This window comes from Chlorobium phaeovibrioides, assembly GCF_003968655.1.
Classification (GTDB): domain Bacteria; phylum Bacteroidota; class Chlorobiia; order Chlorobiales; family Chlorobiaceae; genus Chlorobium; species Chlorobium phaeovibrioides.
In genome coordinates this window covers 1-18,540 of record NZ_RXYK01000010.1, presented here as the reverse complement: position 1 = coordinate 18,540, position 18,540 = coordinate 1, and the positions used below count along the sequence as shown (strand labels likewise).

General features: G+C 56.2%; 1 protein-coding gene. It reads right to left on the bottom strand.

Features of this window, described 5'->3' with window-relative positions:
- Positions 1–57: 57 nt before the first annotated feature.
- On the bottom strand, positions 58–18,534 hold the full coding sequence (locus EKD02_RS07040) for a hypothetical protein (RefSeq protein ID WP_280525324.1): 18,477 nt from the start codon (positions 18,532–18,534) through the stop codon (positions 58–60).
- Positions 18,535–18,540: the final 6 nt, after the last annotated feature.

Below are 18,540 nucleotides of genomic sequence, written 5' to 3'. Positions count from 1 at the left end.
GCTAACCCGGATTTAAGAAAGGCAGGCGGCCGATGCGCCTGCCTCCGCAGCACTGGACTACGAAACCGCCTGCAGACCGATGAGGTCATGGAACTGATCAAGCCACGCAGCGTCACTATCGTAGACGAAATCTGTAGAAGTAAGGCGCGCAGTATTGATGCCGAGCAGATAGATGGAACCCTCCACATTGACATTCACATCATCGGTATGCACTGCATCCCCGTCGTCGTATGTGGCCGTATAGTTATCAAGGCCGATTTCAGATCCAGAGATATCTTTGATGATGTCATAGAGATCGACTGTTCCACCCTTGCTGTCGACCAGGTTCTCAAGGTTGATCCGATCATCGCCACGGGCAAAGTCAAGAACCCATGCATCGATGTCGATACCGTAATCGGGGTCCAGAACGGCCGCAACAATCTGGTCATCGCCGCCACCAAGGAGGATAAGGGTTCGGCCATCGCCACTTGGATCAAGTACGCTGCCTGTAACACCATCGTTGTAGGTCGCCAGCACAATCAGGTCATCACCGCTGCCTCCGAGCATGCGGTCATCACCGCCGAGCGAAACAAGGATATCATTGCCCGATCCACCGTCAAGCCACTCGGTACCCTGGCCGGCAGAGAGGAAGTCGTCTCCCGATCCGCCATAGAGATAGTGAATCTTGGTGGAGGTTTCACTGATGCGGATGACATCATCGCCGTCAAGACCGTTGATGGTATAGCTGGCGTTATCGAATTCGCTAAGGTAACCGAAGATCTCCTCCCCATCGCCACGAACCGAGGTGACGGCGGTTGACCACCCGCCAATCAGCTCGAAGGCCTCGGTATCAGCGGATCCATCCTCACTGGTATCGATCATGTGCAGCACACTGTTGGTTCCTTCATCTGATTGCGTCCAGCTGGCCAGATCACTGTAATCAAGAATGGTGATTGTGTTGTCGCCACCGTTGCCGTTGATTGTGATATCCTCTTCACTCATGACCTTTATGGCCAGTTCATACTCGGTATGATCGAGATAATCGTTGGCAAGGGTCAATGTCACACCGCTGGCACCATCCTGCAGGAAGAATGTCAGGTTCTTGCTGACGAATGCCTCCTCGTTGTAAACAGCGCTCTTGGCGAGGATCACATCATTATCGAGGGTGTCGGAATCATCGATTGCTGCCTGAATGGTAGAGAACTTCTCACCGGTGTTGACGTTGATGACCTTACCTACAAAGTCGTCCGGATCGAGGTCCGCGCTGCTTCCGGTTGAAATGTTGCAGAACCGCAGGTTTTCGACGTCGCTCAGCACCCTGTCGGTGATGGTCTCAGTCGCAGACTCGAGGTTGACGATGACCTCAACCTGATTCAGGGTGCCGCTGGTCGTACGGTCGAACGAGTAGTAGAATGTCTCTGCTATTTCTGATGCATCATTACTGGTATCCAACCCGTCCTGACCGATGATATCCAGATTGCTCGACAGCATGTTGCCGTCACTGTCCAGATAGAGAACATAGCGAGCTGCGGCTGTGTCATAGGTTGAATAATAGAAGCAGGCCGTATCGACACCGTCGCCACCGCTGATGAAGTCGCTGCCGTCCCTTCCGGAACCGCCGACGAGGAAGTCATCGCCGTCACCGCCATAGATGGAGTCGTCACCCATACCGGCGTAAATGATATCATCACCATCGCCACCGCGGAGGTAGTCATCTCCACCGTAGCCATAGATGGTGTCATCGCCACCACCAAGCAGGAATGTATTGGCGGCATCGGTACCTGTGATGTAGATGTCGCCTGTTGCAAGTGATGTGAGGTTGGCATCGATACCATTCAGCCCAAGTCCATCAGCTGTATCGGGAGAAATAGATGCCGAATCAAGCGGCATGTTGGCCACATCAACAGACCCGTCGTCGGTGTGCCCTGTCCAGATGCCGTCCTCAGATGCCTGGACGATTGCGGCGACACCCGTCAGGTAGAACTCGGCATCTCCGCCGAGAGTCAGACGGTCTTCCGATGTCATCAGAGACGAATCAATCTGAATGTCGCGGGTTTCAACTGTACCACTCACATATGTTACATTCGTACTGTCATCACCGTAGATGAGGAAGTCACCTGAACCGGTTGTTGCCGTCAGGTGCTGAGTAGTCCCCGAAGTTGCACCGGCAATCGCTGAAGTGTAGACTTCGATGGATCCAGTGGTCTCCGCAGCATTGAGTGTAATCACTCCAAGTCCTTCAGTCGTAGCGCCGGTCGACTCGTTGTAGATACCCACAGTGATGTCGCCATCACCCTTCAGGGTCAGGACATCATTGGTTCCATCCAGAGCCCCGGCCTTGACGAGCGTTGTCCTGTCGGTATCGATTGTGATGGCGTTGTCCTCCGGAGTGAGGAGATCGACCGTCAACGACACTTCTCCCGCAGTTGCATCCCCGTCAGCCGCAGCATCGATGTCGGCTTTCAGGTTGTTGACCACAAAGGCCCCGTTGCCGTTGAGTGTAATAATGTCTGCTCCGTCGGTGCTGGCTGCAGCATTGCCGTCCTGCTGGGTCGCATCGATCGTCACCGTATCGAGGGCATCGGCAGTCACCGTGGTCGTCCCGGAACCCAAAGCGATAGAGATCTGGCCATCTGCCGCACCGGCTGTCGTCACCGTCAGGCTGCCGGTCAGGCTGGTTGCTGTGATGTTGCCGTCCAGGCCCGTCACCACCACATTGGCGGCACCGTCCAGAGTCAACTGCTGGTTGTCTTCGAGAGCGGCAGCGACAATAGATACACCATGGCCCGCATTCAAAGTGTCGGTATGGACGGTGGTGTTCTTCGTGCCGGTCCAGATATCGACGGAATCAGCGGTTGAGGTAAGCGACACAGTCAACTCACCAGTGAGCGCGGTGCTGCCGGCATCGCTTGCATCGCCGTTGGCATCGATATCCATTGAAGAAGAAACATTGGATATGATGACATCCGAGGATCCGTCGACGGTGATGATGTCGCCCGAACCCGACGCCGCGGCATCGACCTGGATGGTGTCGAGGGCATCGAGGCCCGTAATGACGGTGTTGGCCGTACCGGTCGTCACCCAGAGGGTATCGGCAACCGAATCGGTCTCCTCCATCGTAATGTTGACCAAAGCCGAAGCTGCAGTCGCGTACACACTGGCGCCGAGGGCCGTCACCCAGAATGCAGTCGAACCGTTCAGGATAAGGTCTTTTTCCAGGTAATCGCCAGTCGTTGCCTGCTTGAGGAAATCAGCATCGACGGTGATCTTCGAATCTGCCGCAGAACCTGTGCTCACGATGGTCGTGGGACCTTCACCCGTCAGCACCTGGACCTGTTCACCGGTTGACAGAACATCGGTATAGATTTCAAGGATACCCGTAGAGTTAACCTGCGTCACACCGACCACGACGCCGGTTTTCGCATCGACCGTGACGCCTGCATCAACTTTGTATGCAACAATATTGCCGCCACCTGCAAGGGTGATGGTATCACCCTCAGCCATAGCATCCGCATCAAGGGTAACATCACGCGACTGGAGCCTTCGGGTGTTGATGGTTGCATCACCGGAGTTGAGCTTGATGTCGACATCGTCAACAGTATCAAAGCTCGAGAACGTCTTCAGCGAAACATAGAGGTCACCGGAAAGAAGCGACGCATCAAGATCGGCAGACAGGTCGCTGACGGTAATATCACCCGCACCCTTTGTGGTCAGCTCGAATGTATCAACGCTGTCACTATCCAGATCCGTGCTAACCTCTCCAGTGCGATCATTGTCATCCATGTCGTCGGTGAGGTTCGCAGCCACGATTGCCACCGTATCGCCGGCGTTCACCGCATCAACGGTGAGGATGTTGGTGCCGGCCGTGACGATGATGTCGTCAACGCTCGCAACTCTGGTGGTGACTGTCAGCGGTCCCTCGGCAAAACCCGCATCAATATCGGTCGAGGTCTCAATCAGGTTGTAGGCACCGGTGCCGGTAAGGATGACCTTGCCGGAACCAGCAGCATTGGCGAGGTTGACCTGCACTTCCTTATGGCTCGTCGAGTAGGTCGTATCAGAGTTGACCAGTTTGTACTCCGCATCACCGCCGAGATAAAGAACCGTGCTGGTGTTTGTATCGGCAAGTTTTGTCGCATCAACGACAATGTCAAGAATGGAGGACTCGTTGGCGGTAGCATCATAGCCCGTTACCGTCGTCGAGTTGCTGCCGGTCCAGATGGTCAGTGCCGGATCCGTACCGTCGCCGGTCACGCCGCCGCTGGTCACCGCTCCGTCGGTCGGCCTTACCGAGGTGGTAATGTCCAGGGTGCCGGTCAGCTCCGATCCGCTGTTCCAGTCGCTGACGCCATTGGCATCAAGGTTCGCAATCAGGCCGCTGAGGGTCACATTGCCCGAACCGGTCAGCTCCAGCGTATGACCGGCAGCAAGAGCTGCCGCATTCACTGTCGTGGTACGGTCAGTATCGATGGTGACATCCAGGGCGTCAGCCAGCGTTGCCGTAAAGAGGCCGGTACCGCTATTGACCACCGCATCGCCCTTGAGGGAAGACACCGTAAACTTGGCATCACCGGACAGGGTAAGCAGGGTATTATCATTCAGCTTTGTTGCATCAATGCTCACCGTATCACTGGCGGCACTGTCGGTAACGCTCATCGCCCCGGAACCGGTCAGGATGCTGATGCCGTTGTCAACGGCGTCACCGGTTGTAATACTCACCGTTCCTGACGATGCAGTGGCGTTCACGTCAGCTATCAGGTTGGTAACCGTCATGGCGGAACTGCCCTCGAGGAACATCTCATAGGTGCTTGCCCGATCAAGCAGTTCCTTTGCATTGACCGCAATGCTGCCCAGGTTACCCTCGACCGTTGTCGTATAAGTACCCGTGTATACTGCAACATTGGTCGCACCACTGGCAGTGGTCACATCCAGGGATCCGGTCAGCTTATCGGCATAGGTACTTGAGCCGTCGGCATCGATGACGACGCTGTTTCCGACACTCGTAACAGAGAAGTCTCCCGCCCCGCGGGCATAGAGGTTGTAGTTGGCATCAATGGCCCCGGCATTGACCATCACGGCTGCATCAGCTCCGTTGGCGCTGATAAAGTTGTTACGGTTACCGGCAATCACTGCAATCGAAGCATTTTCCGCTGTAATCACATCAAGCGTGCCGTAGAACAGGTCAGCCTTGACATCGGCAACGAGGTTGGTCACATAGGCCGTTGAGCTCGTGGCCGAACCCGTGATGTTCAGTTCCTCATAGGAACTTGACAGTGTAGCGTCCTCGACAAGGGCCATGGCATCGACATGCACCGTCGAGGAAGCGGAGTCCATGGTGACGGTCGTTTTGTGCGTACCCGTCACGATATCGAAGTTGCTCGAACTATTCGCACGTACCCACAGGGAACCCGTCAGCTGGGTATCGACCGAAGAGTCTCCGCTGTATGTCGTGGCCAGGATATCGCGGCTTGCGCCGTAGACATAGATATCGGCATCGCCGGTCAGGGTCAGCGTCGCTTCAGCGACACCAGAACTCATGGCGCCGGCATCTACAGTCAGGTCCTCCAGGTCATTGGTGTCGGTATCGACCTTGTCTGCATTGATGAAGGTGTTGCCGCTACCAGTGTACATCGTCAACTGACTGTCGCTCGTCAATTCTCCGGTCGTGACGAACAGATCTCCCGTCAGGGCTGCCATGCTGTAGCCGTTGACGCTGCTTCCGTTGGCATCCAGATTCTCTAACAGGCCTGTCACATAGACATCCGACGCACCGGCCAGGCTCAATACCCTGCCGTCGGTGGTCATGGCATTTGCAACAACATCGATGCGGTCGTCACTGCCAACGCCAACGATGCCCGCGCTCGCGTTGCCGAGGGTTACTTTCACATCCTCAAGGCTGCTGCTTCCGACAGCGTCCTCGTTGTCAGCTGTCTTGACATAGAGCGTATTGCTCAGACCGGAAGCGTCAATGTCTCCGATGACATCGAACACATTCACCTGCGACGAACCGTTCAGGTCAAGAACAATATCGTTATCCATTGTGTCCGCCTGAACCTCAACCCTGCCGGCAGTAGAGCTTCCGGTATTGACCGTCGTCTGGGCATTGCCGGTGGTGATGACAACTCCGGTCGCCCCGTCTTTGGTAGTGACAGTCAGTTTGCCGTCGTCGGTGCTATGATTTGCGGTGCTGAGCTGCGCAGCATCGACAAGCACATTCGTCCCGACGCTGCTGAGGGTGAATTTGGCACTTCCGTCCACGGTGATGTCCGCATCTGCGTCTTTCACGCTGCGGCTCATGGAGGCTGCATCAACAGTCACCACGCCGCTTGCGCTCGTGATTGCGATATCTCCCGTACCGCTCTCCACGCTGAGATTGGCGTTTGAAACGGTCGTGATGTCGATGGCTCCGGTGCTGATGCTGCCGCTCGTAGCGCCGGCCTTGACATCGGCCTGCAGACCGGTCACCGTCACCACGGACGAACCCTGGATGATGAGATCGTTGTTATCGGCCAGAACCGTTGCATCCACATCGACCCCACCTCCGCTGCCGATGATCTTGGTATCATTGGAACCGGTATCGACAAAGACCTTCTCCCCGGTAGAGAGTGCCGCCGTAGCAACGGTCAGGAGGCCGCTGTAGCTTGTTTCCTGACCGGAAACAACCGTTTTGGCATCGACCTTCATGCCAGCATCGGCATTGAACAGGTAGACTGCACCAGCCTCGGTAAGGGTAACGACATCGTCCGTACCAAGCTGGGAGGCATTGAGGGTGACGCCCGAGCTGTCGGTATTGATGGTTGAGTCGCCATTATTCAGCCAGATATCAACATCTGCCGGGGTCACATCGCCCAGACTGACGGTCAGCTCACCGCCCAGAGTGTGAGCATCAAGGTCGGCAGCCAGGCCATTGACAACAACCGTACCGGCCCCCTCAGCCGTCAGCTCCCATGTCCCGGGATTGTATGTAGCGGGAGAATATGTGTTCGTATCATCAACCAGGTTCGCCGCCTCGACCGTGATCTTGTCAATCGAATCAGTGGCCTTGACACCAAGCTGACCCGATCCTGCCGTTACGGTGATGATATTGGCGACTGCCGTGCCATCAACCGGGCCTTCAGTCTCGACCGTCAGCTTGCCCTCGAGGGTCGGCGCAAGCACATCCTGGGTCGTATTGACCAGACGGAAGTTGCCCTCACCCGAAAGCGTAAGGCCGCCGGTATCGCCGAGATCACTCGCATCGATGGTGACCTCGCTGTATGAACCGTCAACCGTTGTGGTATTGCTGGTGATGAGGTATTCGGCATCTCCCGTCAGATAGAGATCGACTTCAGTCGTGCTCGCGTCGGCAATCTTGTCGGCTTTGACGGTGATGTCCAGAATACCAGTATCGCTGTCATCGCTGTCATCGCCGTTGACCGTCATGTTGCCCGTGCCGGTCGTGATCGTCAGGAAGGGTGAAGTGAAAGAATACCCGCTGATGGCATCCGTCGTCACAGCAATGGCGCCCGTGGAGTTCTCTGCAAAGAGATTGTACCCCAGATGGGTGACCTCGTATTCCGAACTGCCGATGAGATAGAGGGTCTCATCGTCCAGTGCAGTCGCATCGACATCGACCTCGCCGGCATTCGAAGTAATCGTAGTCTCAGCCGTACCGGTCAGGACCTCGACAACCGAAGTCTTGCCAACACCGTCGAGGGTGTAGACATCAAGCGCACCGTCGAGGCCCCTGGCATCGATTTTTGCGCCTTCGTTGACAAGGTCAACAAGGAACGAGGTGGCGTCTGCACCTTCCAGCGTAAGCAGGCCGGTGTCAGCCATCAGGTGCGCATCGACATAGGTCGTATTGTTGCGGATTTCACCCGCGTCAATTGAAGCGCCCTTGACGCCGACCGTGATGTCGACATCATCGATGTAGGGGTTGTCCGACGCATCAACACCGACAGCAGTACGGGTCACATCCAGAGTACCCGTAAAGCTTGAAGCATCAAGGTCAGCCTTGAGGTTAGTGACAACGACGGTACCTGCGCCAAGAACATTGACTTCGGTTTTTTCTGTCTCTATGGTGCGTTCCGCATCCAGATGGTCGTCATGAATCAGTGCCGCGTTCAGGGTGATCTTGTCGACAGATTCCACAGCGTCCACGGTCGTGATGCCCGATCCGGATGTGACAATGATGTCGTCGGCAGCATCAGGATCAGTGTTTTTCGTCCGGACGGTAATGTCGCCAGTAAGATCGCTGGCATCCACATCGGCGCTGGTGCCTGTGAGTTCGAAGTCACCGACACCCTGGAGGGTCACTTCATTGTTGTCGAGAAGATCGTATACATCGAGGGTCAGCTTCTGATTGTCCGTATTGTTCTCAACAACATACTCGGCCGTACCGCTGAGTTTCAGGCGTTCACCGGTTTGACCGGCCAGAGCGGAACCATCAACCCGGATATCAAGCGTATCGACATCGTCGTAAAGGTCGTTACCGGTAATGTTGGTATCGGTTGAGCCTGTCACGATTTCAAGGGCGGCAAGGCTGTCCGCACCGTCTCCGGTTCCAGACAGGTCGGAGACATTGACCGTCAGGGAAGTGCCCGTAGCCCCGCTGAAATCTTCGGCATTCAGGTCACCGTTGAGATCGTCGACCGTCACCGTACCGGTACCGTCGAGGACCAGCTCCGCATCGGCCTTTACGCCGGACACCACTGCATTGATATCATCAAGCAGCGCCGCAGCGATGGTGATTGTGTTGCCGGTTGCCGCCGTGACTGCGGTACGCCCGGTACCGGTCGTAACCGTGAATGTATGCGATCCTGCCTCCGCATCGATATCCAGCATTCCGCTCAACGGCGACAGTGAGCTCCCGGCATCGCCGCCTGCATCGACATTGGTGCTCACATGATCGACTTCAATCTCGGCGGTACCCCGCAGCGTCAGAGTGTTGGCGGTGAGCGCCGTAGCATCGATAACGAGGTCCGTCGTCGTAGCATCGGTTCCGGACTCATTGGCAAAGACGGTCGTTACACCCGAACCGAGCACGAACTGGACTGCCCCGCCGGTTCCGCCGCCATTGGTCAACGCACCGGTCGTCACGGTGAGGGACCCGCTCAGGGTCGCATAGTCCGTCGCGGCGCTCGAGGCGTAGAGATCGGTAATAAGGCCTGTAATGGTGACATTCGAAGCACCGCCGATGTACATGTCGGTGTCGCGGGCCATCATGTCTGCGTCGACCGTGACCGCATCCTTTGTATCCGTGTCGGCAGCCGTATTGAGGTACAGCGAGGTGTCGCCGGTATGAATGGCAAGCGAGCCGCCGCTGTTGTCGGCGGTCTTGACGATCAGGTCACCGGCGGTCATGCCTGTGGTGGTACCGTTGCCGTCGGCATCGATATCACCGACCAGATCGTTCACCGTAATTGCCGCAGCTCCGTTGAGCGCAAGCGTGATGTCGTCAGCCAGCTTGTCGGCTTCGACAGTAACAGTCCCGCCGAGAGACGACTGCGTGTTGATCGTCGTAGCCGCCACACCGGTAAGAACCAGGACATCCTTGGCAGCGGCATCGGTGTCGATGACGAGCGTGCCCTGCAGGGCTGCGCCCGATCCATCACCGTCAGCATCGACGGTAACTCCCGAAGCGATATGATCGACATCGAAGTCGGCCTGCCCGTCGAGGGTCAGGACATCGGAGTGCACTGCATCACTTGAGAGCAGGTCGGCATTGACAGTGACCGAAAGGCCGTCGGTCGTTCCCGTGATTTTGGTATCATGGGTACCCGTGATGATATCGACATTGCCGTCATGGCCAGCCTCAAGGGTGGTTGCCGTGGTGATGTCCATCGCCCCGGAACTCAGCGAGGCATTCACATCGCCCTGCAGTTCGGTCACGGTGACCGAAGACGAACCCTTCAGGATAAGGTTGTACTGGCCGGCAACCTTGTCATCGAGAAGCTCGGTAGCATCGACATCGACATGGCCATAATAACTGGTTACGGTCGTGGTGTTCGTACCGGTCAGGATATCAATATCCGCGTAATTTTTGGTCGTTACACTCAACGTACCGGTAAGCGGGTTGAGGGTGTCAGGGTCGTCAAACGCCAGATCCTTCGAAGCGTCAACCGTTATGCTTCCGGCATTGACGACCGTCACATTGCCGACTCCGTCCAGATAGAGGTCGCCAAGGGTAAGCTTGTCAGCATCGACATAGGCTAAACTGCCGGTACGGGTTGTGACGGTGGTGTCATCCGCACCCGTCCAGATCCTGACCTCTCCAGCACCGGAGCGCAGGTTGATGTCAAGGTCACCATAATAGATGCCGGTTGTAGAGTGTCCCGTAACGGTAGTGTAACCGTCGGCACGGATATCGGCAACCAGATTGTCGACCCTGATGGAGTCCGAATCGGTATCGGACTGGCCGCCGCGGACATAGACAATGGCATCAGTGGTGATGCCAGCCGCATCAATCCTGTTTTCTGCTGAACCGTCGGTCAAGGTATCGAGAACCACCGCTTCAACACCGACGACATTCGTAGCCGTAAGGGTGGTGTCGTTTTGGGAGAACTCGATCTCCAGGTAATCGTACACAGCCGAGCCCGAGCGGAAGTAGTCGACACCGTCGAACTGCTCGCTTGTGACATACACCTGGTTGCTGTCCGAGGAGGTCACCCCGTTGTCGGTGGCGATGTAGCTGTCGTAAAGGACCTCGTCGACTCCTGTGAGGGTTCCATAGTCGAAGTGGACATAACCTCCATCGATGATATGGACTTCGTCGAGCTGGTCTATGCCGGCATCACCGTCACCCGTATCGGCGATGATGTCGCCAGCCTGGAACTCGTCACCAATCCAATACCCTGTTTCCGCATTGTAGATTTGCGGTGTGATGTAGTAGTTGTCCTCACCGATGCCGCCATCAAGCGTATCGACACCCAGACCGCCCGTGATCTCGTCGTTGCCGGAGAGGCCGAAGACGACATCGGCACCATCACCACCGATGATCGTATCGGCGTTCAGGCTGCCAAGCACATAGTTCGGCGTGTTCAGTTCATCGGGCGAACCACCGCCGTTATAGACGAATGCGACATCAGGATCGCTGGAGGTAACGAAGAGTTCGGTACGGAAGTCCGCATCCGGATCGACCGCAACGGCAAGGCCGGAGATCGCCAGATCGGATTCAAGCTCCTCCAGCGTCCCCCATATCAGGGTAACATCAGTAAATTTAAGGTTTTCGGCCTGCACATAATCCGTCTGGATCGTCACCCCGTTGACGACATATTCAACCTGGAAGATCGGCTGGTCGGAAGCGAAATCGACATCAACCGCCGTTTCACTGCCAGTAGCACTAAGAGAACTCTCGTCGTTGTTGAGTACCCCCCAGATGGCATCTTCCGTCCCCGAAGTCAGGTTGACATCCGTCAGGAAGCGCAGGTCTGCGCGGTTGATGTAGTAGGAACCGATGGTCCTGGTGAAGACCGCAGTATCCTCCCCATCACCGCCTACAAAATAGTTCTGGTCGGCGACCTCGCCGACATTGTAGGTATCGTCACCTGCACCGCCATAGAGAACATCGTCACCAACACCCTGTACGCTGTCCTTAAGGGTGGCGGAACCGGAATAGAGAATGTCGTTTCCGTCACCGCCATAGATGAGATCGTCATCGGCGCCACCGTAGATGGTATCGTTGCCCGCTCCGCCGCTCAGGACATCCATCCCTTCAAGACCGGAGAGTACATTCGCATCTGCGCTTCCAGTAATGGAGTCCCCCTGTGCTGTACCGGTGATGTTCTCGATTGCCGTTGAAATGTATACGGTCCCCTCACCAAGTTCTCCGACAACATAGGTAGTAAAGGTGCCGTCACTGTCAAGGTCAAGGGCAAGGGTGGACCCGCTGGTCATGTCCAGAGTCAGGCCGTAATCGTCCTGCTGGAACACAACCGTATCATCAGTGGCTGTAGTGCCATCCACAACATAGTTGCTGGCACTCTCCATGGCAGCGTTGCCGTCATTGGTGATGGCTTCGCCGTCAGTATGACCAGCAGTATGACCAGCAGTATCCGTTTGAGCCAGAACATAGGTATTCAAGGGGAGGGTGGCCAGAAGTTCTGTCTGGAGAGCACCGCTGAAGGACACCCCGTCGGCGTCCACACCAACATGATCGACAGGAACATCGAAACGGTTGTACTCTACCGCCAGTGACGCAGCGGCATTGTAATCGGCGCCCTCCTTATCGAGAAGGAGGGCGGTATCGTTGCTGTCGAAACTGTTATTCGTGACCGTGACATCTGCCGCGGCAGCGAGACCATTGATATCGATGCCAACCGTAGACGATGCAATGGTATTGCCGGTAATCACCGCAGTCGCTCCATAGGCGTCGGCAAGCGCAATGGCAGTGTCAAGGTTGGTGAAATCACTGCCCGTGATTGAGACGCCAATTGCGGCACCGACAGCCACACCAACCGAGCTGGCGGCCGCATCCGTACCGGTGAAACTCACATCCGCGATTGTTGCGCCGGTTGCGCTGACCGTCACCGCAGCCACGGCGCCGGCCGTCTCGAACCGCACGCCCTGGAGCGTGACGTTGGCCTCGGCGATGGTGAGTGCACCGGTGAAGGTCGCCGCATCGTCCGTTCCGGAGCCGATGATGGTGAGGCCGCTGACGAGACCTTCGCCCGAGCCGTCAAGTTTCACAGTAGCGCCGTCTGCAACAGCAATGGTCAGGCCGGTGTTAGTAGCTGCAGCAAGAGCAGCATCGAACGAGCTGTATGTGCTGAGCAGCTCTCCCGTGCTGGCAATCAGTCGGAAATCCATTGCCAAATCGACAGCAGTGCCACCTGAAACCATGACCGCACGGGAACTGACAGTAACGGCACCGCCTTTGCTGACAACCTCGACATCTTCATAGGTGTCGGTACCGTCTGCAGTGCTGGTGACCGTGACTGAAGCCGTGGCCTCGAAACGCGCGTCACCCGAGAGGTAGATTTTGGCATCAGCCGCAACCACCGCCATGTCGACGCCGTTATCAACATCAGAACTATCGACATACTCGGACGCCTTGCTTCCCGAGAAATAATCATTCCCGGCCCCTCCGATGAAGATGTCGCTGCCGAGGTCGCCGAACGCACGGTCGTCTCCGGTGCCACCGACGATCACATCATCTCCAGCTCCGCCGAAGATCTGGTCGTTGCCGCCCTCACCGAAGATGTAGTCGTTGCCGCCCTGTCCATACAGTCCGTCGGCACCCTCGCCGCCAAGAATGACATCCGAGTATGCGGAACCTTTCAGGGTATTGGCCGCAGCGTTGCCGATGACTTCAGCGCCGTCAATCACGAGATCGCCACTGCTGTCGGCAATAGTGGAGACACCGCTGACCCAGCCGCTACTGACTACCGAAGTATCAAGCGAAAGGGTAACAGCGAAATTATCACTGTCGTCGCTCAGTGCGCTCGCATCAAGATCAAGCGCATAGGAAGTGTATCCCGGAATATTGACGACCTTGAAGACTTCGATACCAGTGGTCGTGCTGCTGATGATCAGGTTCTGGTTATTTGCCGTCCCCTGGAACTGCAGGGTATCGATACCTGCGCCACCGTCGACACTGTCGCCGGCGTAATCATCGACCGGATCAGTATTCGCCGAAGCGGTTGTCGTATATGCACCGTTATAGTAAGCAACAGCTATCCTGTCAGTGCCGATGATGATTGTATCGTTGCCGTCGCCACCACTGAGGGTATCGGCTCCTGCTCCACCCCAGAGCACATCGTCGCCTGCGCCACCGGTCAGGGTATCGTTATATGCCCCGCCATAAATGCGGTTTCCGATGTCGTTGCCGGTTCCCGTAAAGCCGGCGTCCACCGTCGTTCCGGTATAGCGGAGTATGTCGACATCATCGGTAAGCTTGTAGGTACCGAGTGAAGTACGAACTTCGTCAGTGCCTTCGCCCGGATCCTCAAGGACGAAATCGTTTGCCCCGGTAACGATGTAGATATCATCGCCTGCATCACCCTGCAAGAGATCGGTACCGCCACCGATCAGGTAGTCATGACCCTCTCCGCCTATCAGATAATCGGTAACGAGGGCATCGGACGAAGTCGCAACCGAGGTACCTGAAATCCTGTCATTTCCTGCAAGGCCGTCAATGATCTGGCCACTGATGATGTAGGTAGTCGAATTGGAAGTATTAGCATCAGCGAGAGTAACGCTCTTCTCCACATTCGTTGCAAGCGCATAGCCCGTCTCGGTTGAACTGAACGCGTCCAGAGTATCACCATACGCAGTCGAATTCGACCCGATCTGGGTGACGTCGCCGTTTGGATTGAGCAGGGTCACGCTGGAACTGGTCGAGAATGCCGCAATCTGATCAGCGGTCAGTGAGATATCACCATTACCGACAAACGCGTCAACCCCATAGGTACTCTTCAGTGTGGCAATCTGTGTGGGCGTGAGCGCGGCCAGATTAGCCGAACTGTCCTGAATGGTGAGAACATCAATGCTTCTGGCCGTCGCCGGATCAAGATTGAGAACTTCAAGGTAGGTGCCCGTAACCCGGAAATCGCCCGTCAGCGTAAAGGCCCGGCCGCCCAATACCGAAGCGTCCATGTAAGCAGTACCGCTATCGGATACTTCGATGGTGGTGTAGTTGGGGTAGCCGTACTGGTCACCCGTATAACCGGATGCCGTCATGTCCAGCACCGCGGTATTCGAGGTACCTATGGCGTTGATGGTGGAAACGCTGCTGAGGTTTGTCCCGGTATCCTTAAGGGTCGTGATCGGCACATTCAGCCAGAGGTCCTTGTCGGCAATGACCTTCGATTCAGCGTAGTTGACCGCAACGGGAGCAGCCATCATGATGAGATCACCCGTCGATGCAACCGCAATGGCATCACTAAGCGCTGCGTATCCGCCTGCACCGATAAGACGAGCCGACATGGTGACCGTCGAGGGAGCGGCCTCGGTGACAAAATTGATGACTTCGATGCCACGAAGCGTATGATCTACTCCATAGGTGTCGGAAACGATTTTAACATAGGTGTCCGGAGATCCAGAGAACGAGTAATCAGAAACGGAGCCGTAGTATGTGATTGTATCAATGCCCGTACCGCCATTGAACTCGGAATGGTCCCCGAACTCGTAACCCGTGATGTTGATTGTCCCCTGTGTAAGGCTCGTGGCGTGGAGAATGATGTTTTCCGTACCGTCGGCGCTGGCAGAAGAGACATTGAGCACCTCACCGGCACCGACAAGCTTGTTGTCGATGATGACTGTCGGCGTGGCAGTTCCCGCATCAATAACGAGTTTTTCGATGCCTGATGCTGAAGCTATGTCGGTGAAATCATACGAGCCACTCGTCTTGACCATAATTGTATCGGACCCATCTCCGCCGCTGATGGAGTCACCCGTCACCTCATCAATTGCGCTGGAAGTTGCATCCGAGAATGCGCTGTATGCGAACACATCATCTCCATCGCCACCAAGCAGGCTGTCCGCACCAGTCCCACCGGCAAGCACATCATTGCCGAGGCCGGCATCAAGCGTATCGGCACCGGCACCACCGCTCAGGGTGTCGTTGCCACTGCCGGCAACCAGGCTGTCGTCACCATCACCGCCCGACAGTGTATCGTTCAGAGAAGTGCCGGTGAGGGTATTATCGCCATCATTGCCGGTAATGCTGACTGCAGCAGTCTCGAGTGAAGCGTCGACATCCAGGCTAACCGAACTGTCCGGAAGCACGAAGGTGGAAACCGTGTTGTCGGTAGCTATTTTAACGACCTGTCCTGCCGTACCTGCAGCAGTAGCATCAGCAAACGTTGCATAGGCCGCAAGCTGGGTTGTGCCGTCGGTATCGAACAGCGCATAATCGTAAACATTGACCGCTACCAGCTTGTTGACACTGGTTGCAGCACCTTCCGAACCAGTGTCGGTCACCTTGACCGTAATATTCCCACCATCAACCACATTGGCCACCGTGAAGGTGATCTTGCCGTTCGTCGCATCAGGCGTAGTTGCAAACGCCGCACCGGGCCCGCTGACAACCGTCCAGGTCTGTGAAGCACTCGGATCGAGATCGGAATAGGAAAGCGTGGAGGTCTGGGTAGTGGTACCTGACCAGATATTGATGGCCGAAGTGGTAACGACAGGGATGTCGTTAGTAGATGTAACCGTCACCGTCTCAGTTGCTACCAGGGAGAAGGCGTCACCGTCCGTAATGGTACACTCGACCGTCCTCGCCGTCGTATTCGGGGTATCGGATGAGTTGTTGAAATAAACCGACTGCAAAGCCGCATGGAAATCAGCCGTCGAGGGAGTCTGGCCTGCCGCCGCAACAAGCGAAAGAGTCCCCGTGGTGCTGCTGTAAGTCCCGGTTATCTTCCCTGAGCTCGTATCGGTAAAGCCGAGGATGTCTCCGTCGAACGGATTGGTGATCCTGACTGACGCAGAAATGATGGCATCATCAAGATCGGCAATCGTCACACCAGGGCTGATCGTGACCTTTTTGGCTGCAGTATCAGCACCCTCCACCTCAATAAATGCCGGGCTGGTGCTTGAGTTGACGGTAATGGTAGGCGTATCGTTCACCGCCGAGACGCTGACCGTCTGGGTTGAAACGGCTGAGACGGCCGAACCGTCTGAAACCGTCACATTGAACAGACGGTCGCCCTCCGTCGGGCTGTCAGAGGCATTATTGTACTTCAGCGCATCCAGCAGCGCCTCTGCATTGGCTGTCGTCACCTCGCCACCGTCATCCTGGGTAAAGACGACCGTCGTAGTCGCCGCCCCCCTTGTCACCGTAACATCGTAGCTGACACTATCAATGGTACTTGACAGCGTATCTGACGCATTGAGCTCAATCACCGAACCGCCAACCGTAAACTGCTCGCTTGCGCCATCCTTGATTGTGGTATTGGCGAATGTTACCGTAAGGTTGGCAATACCGTCGATGGCCAGATCCAGATCGCTGATTTCGGTTTGGTTCGTCGTACCAAAGGCGACATCATTGCCGGCAACATCTGCTCCATCAGTTTCGGTAAATGTCCCCGATGCAGTATACAGGCTTACCGACGGCGTGTCGTTTGTCGGAACAACCGTGATCGTTTTCGTCACGGCGGTGGATGACTCGGTGCCGTCAGAGACCGTCACATTGAAGACACGCACACCTGCAGTCGGGCTGTCCAGCGTGTTGTTGTACTTGATGGCGTCCAGCAGTGCCTCTGCCTCTGCCTTCGTCACCACCGTGTTGGTGCCGTCTTTGGTAAAGACAAATGATGTATTCGCGCCATCGCTTGTAATCGAGACGGTATAGGACACCCCGCCAACCGTGGAGGCCAATGTGGTGGTGCCAGTAGTGTTGAGCGCAATCGTCGAACCACCAACCAGGAACTGCTCGGCAGCAGCGTCCTCAATCGTGCTGTTGGCAAACGATACCGTCAAACTGCTCAGGTTCGCGCTGTCCAGATCGCTGATTTCGGTCTGGCCGGCTGTTCCGAGCGAAACATCATTCGAAGTCGTATCGGCGCCATTGATCTCGGTATAGGTCGCAGTGGCAGCACTGAGGCTTACCACCGGAGTGTCGTTTTCGTGAACCACCGTGATGGTCTTCGTAGCAACGCTGGAGACGTCCGTGCCGTCGGAGACCGTTATGTTGAAATTGCGGCCACCATCTGTCGGAGCGTCCGACGTGTTGTTGTACTGGACAAGGTCAAGCAGTGCCTCTGCCTCTGCTTTCGTCAGTGTAGCACTCTCTGCATCGGTGAAAACCACGGTCGTTTCCGTGGCCCCGACAGTAGTTGTGATGGTGTACTTGGAGACCCCACCAAGCAAGTAGTTGGTCGTATAGTTGCTGACGAGGCCTATATGCAGGCCACCCAGCACGAACTCCTCGCTTGAGCCGTCCTTGATGTCGCTGTTCAGGAAGCTCACCGTCAGGTTGGCCAGCGAGTCACCGTCCAGGTCGGTCACGACGGCCGTACCCGAAACACCGAGCTTGATGTCGTTGGCCGTCGTATCGGCGCCATTGATCTCCGTGTAACCCACCGAATCATCGACACCGGTCGAAGCGCCGTTCAGGTCGATGACCGGCGTATCGTTCTCGGGAACGACCGTTATGGACTTGGTCGCAACGCTCGAGGTGGCCGTACCATCTGAAACCGTCACCTGAAATGTACGGGCTCCAGCAGTCGGCGTGTCGGAGGTGTTGTTGTATTTGATCGCATCCAGCAGCGCCTCGGCCTGGGCCGTGGTCGCCTCACCGCCGGAAGCCGAATTCGTGAAGACAACGCTCGTAGTATCGTTAGCTGCCGTCCCGGTCTGCGTTACGGCCACCGACCAGGTAATACTGGAAATGGCTGTCGTCAGGTTTGACGCAGAAGCTGTAGTATTCAGCGTTATTGTCGAGCCCCCAACGAGCAGCTGTTCAGCAGCACCATCCCTGATCGTGCTGTTGGCGAATGTTATGGTCAGGTTGGCAATGCCGTCACTCGCAAGGTCGAGATCGGCGATTTCCGCTGTGCCGGTAGTTCCGAATGCAACAGCATTTGTCGCAGTATCGACACCATCAATCTCGGTAAACCCACTGCTCACCGTACC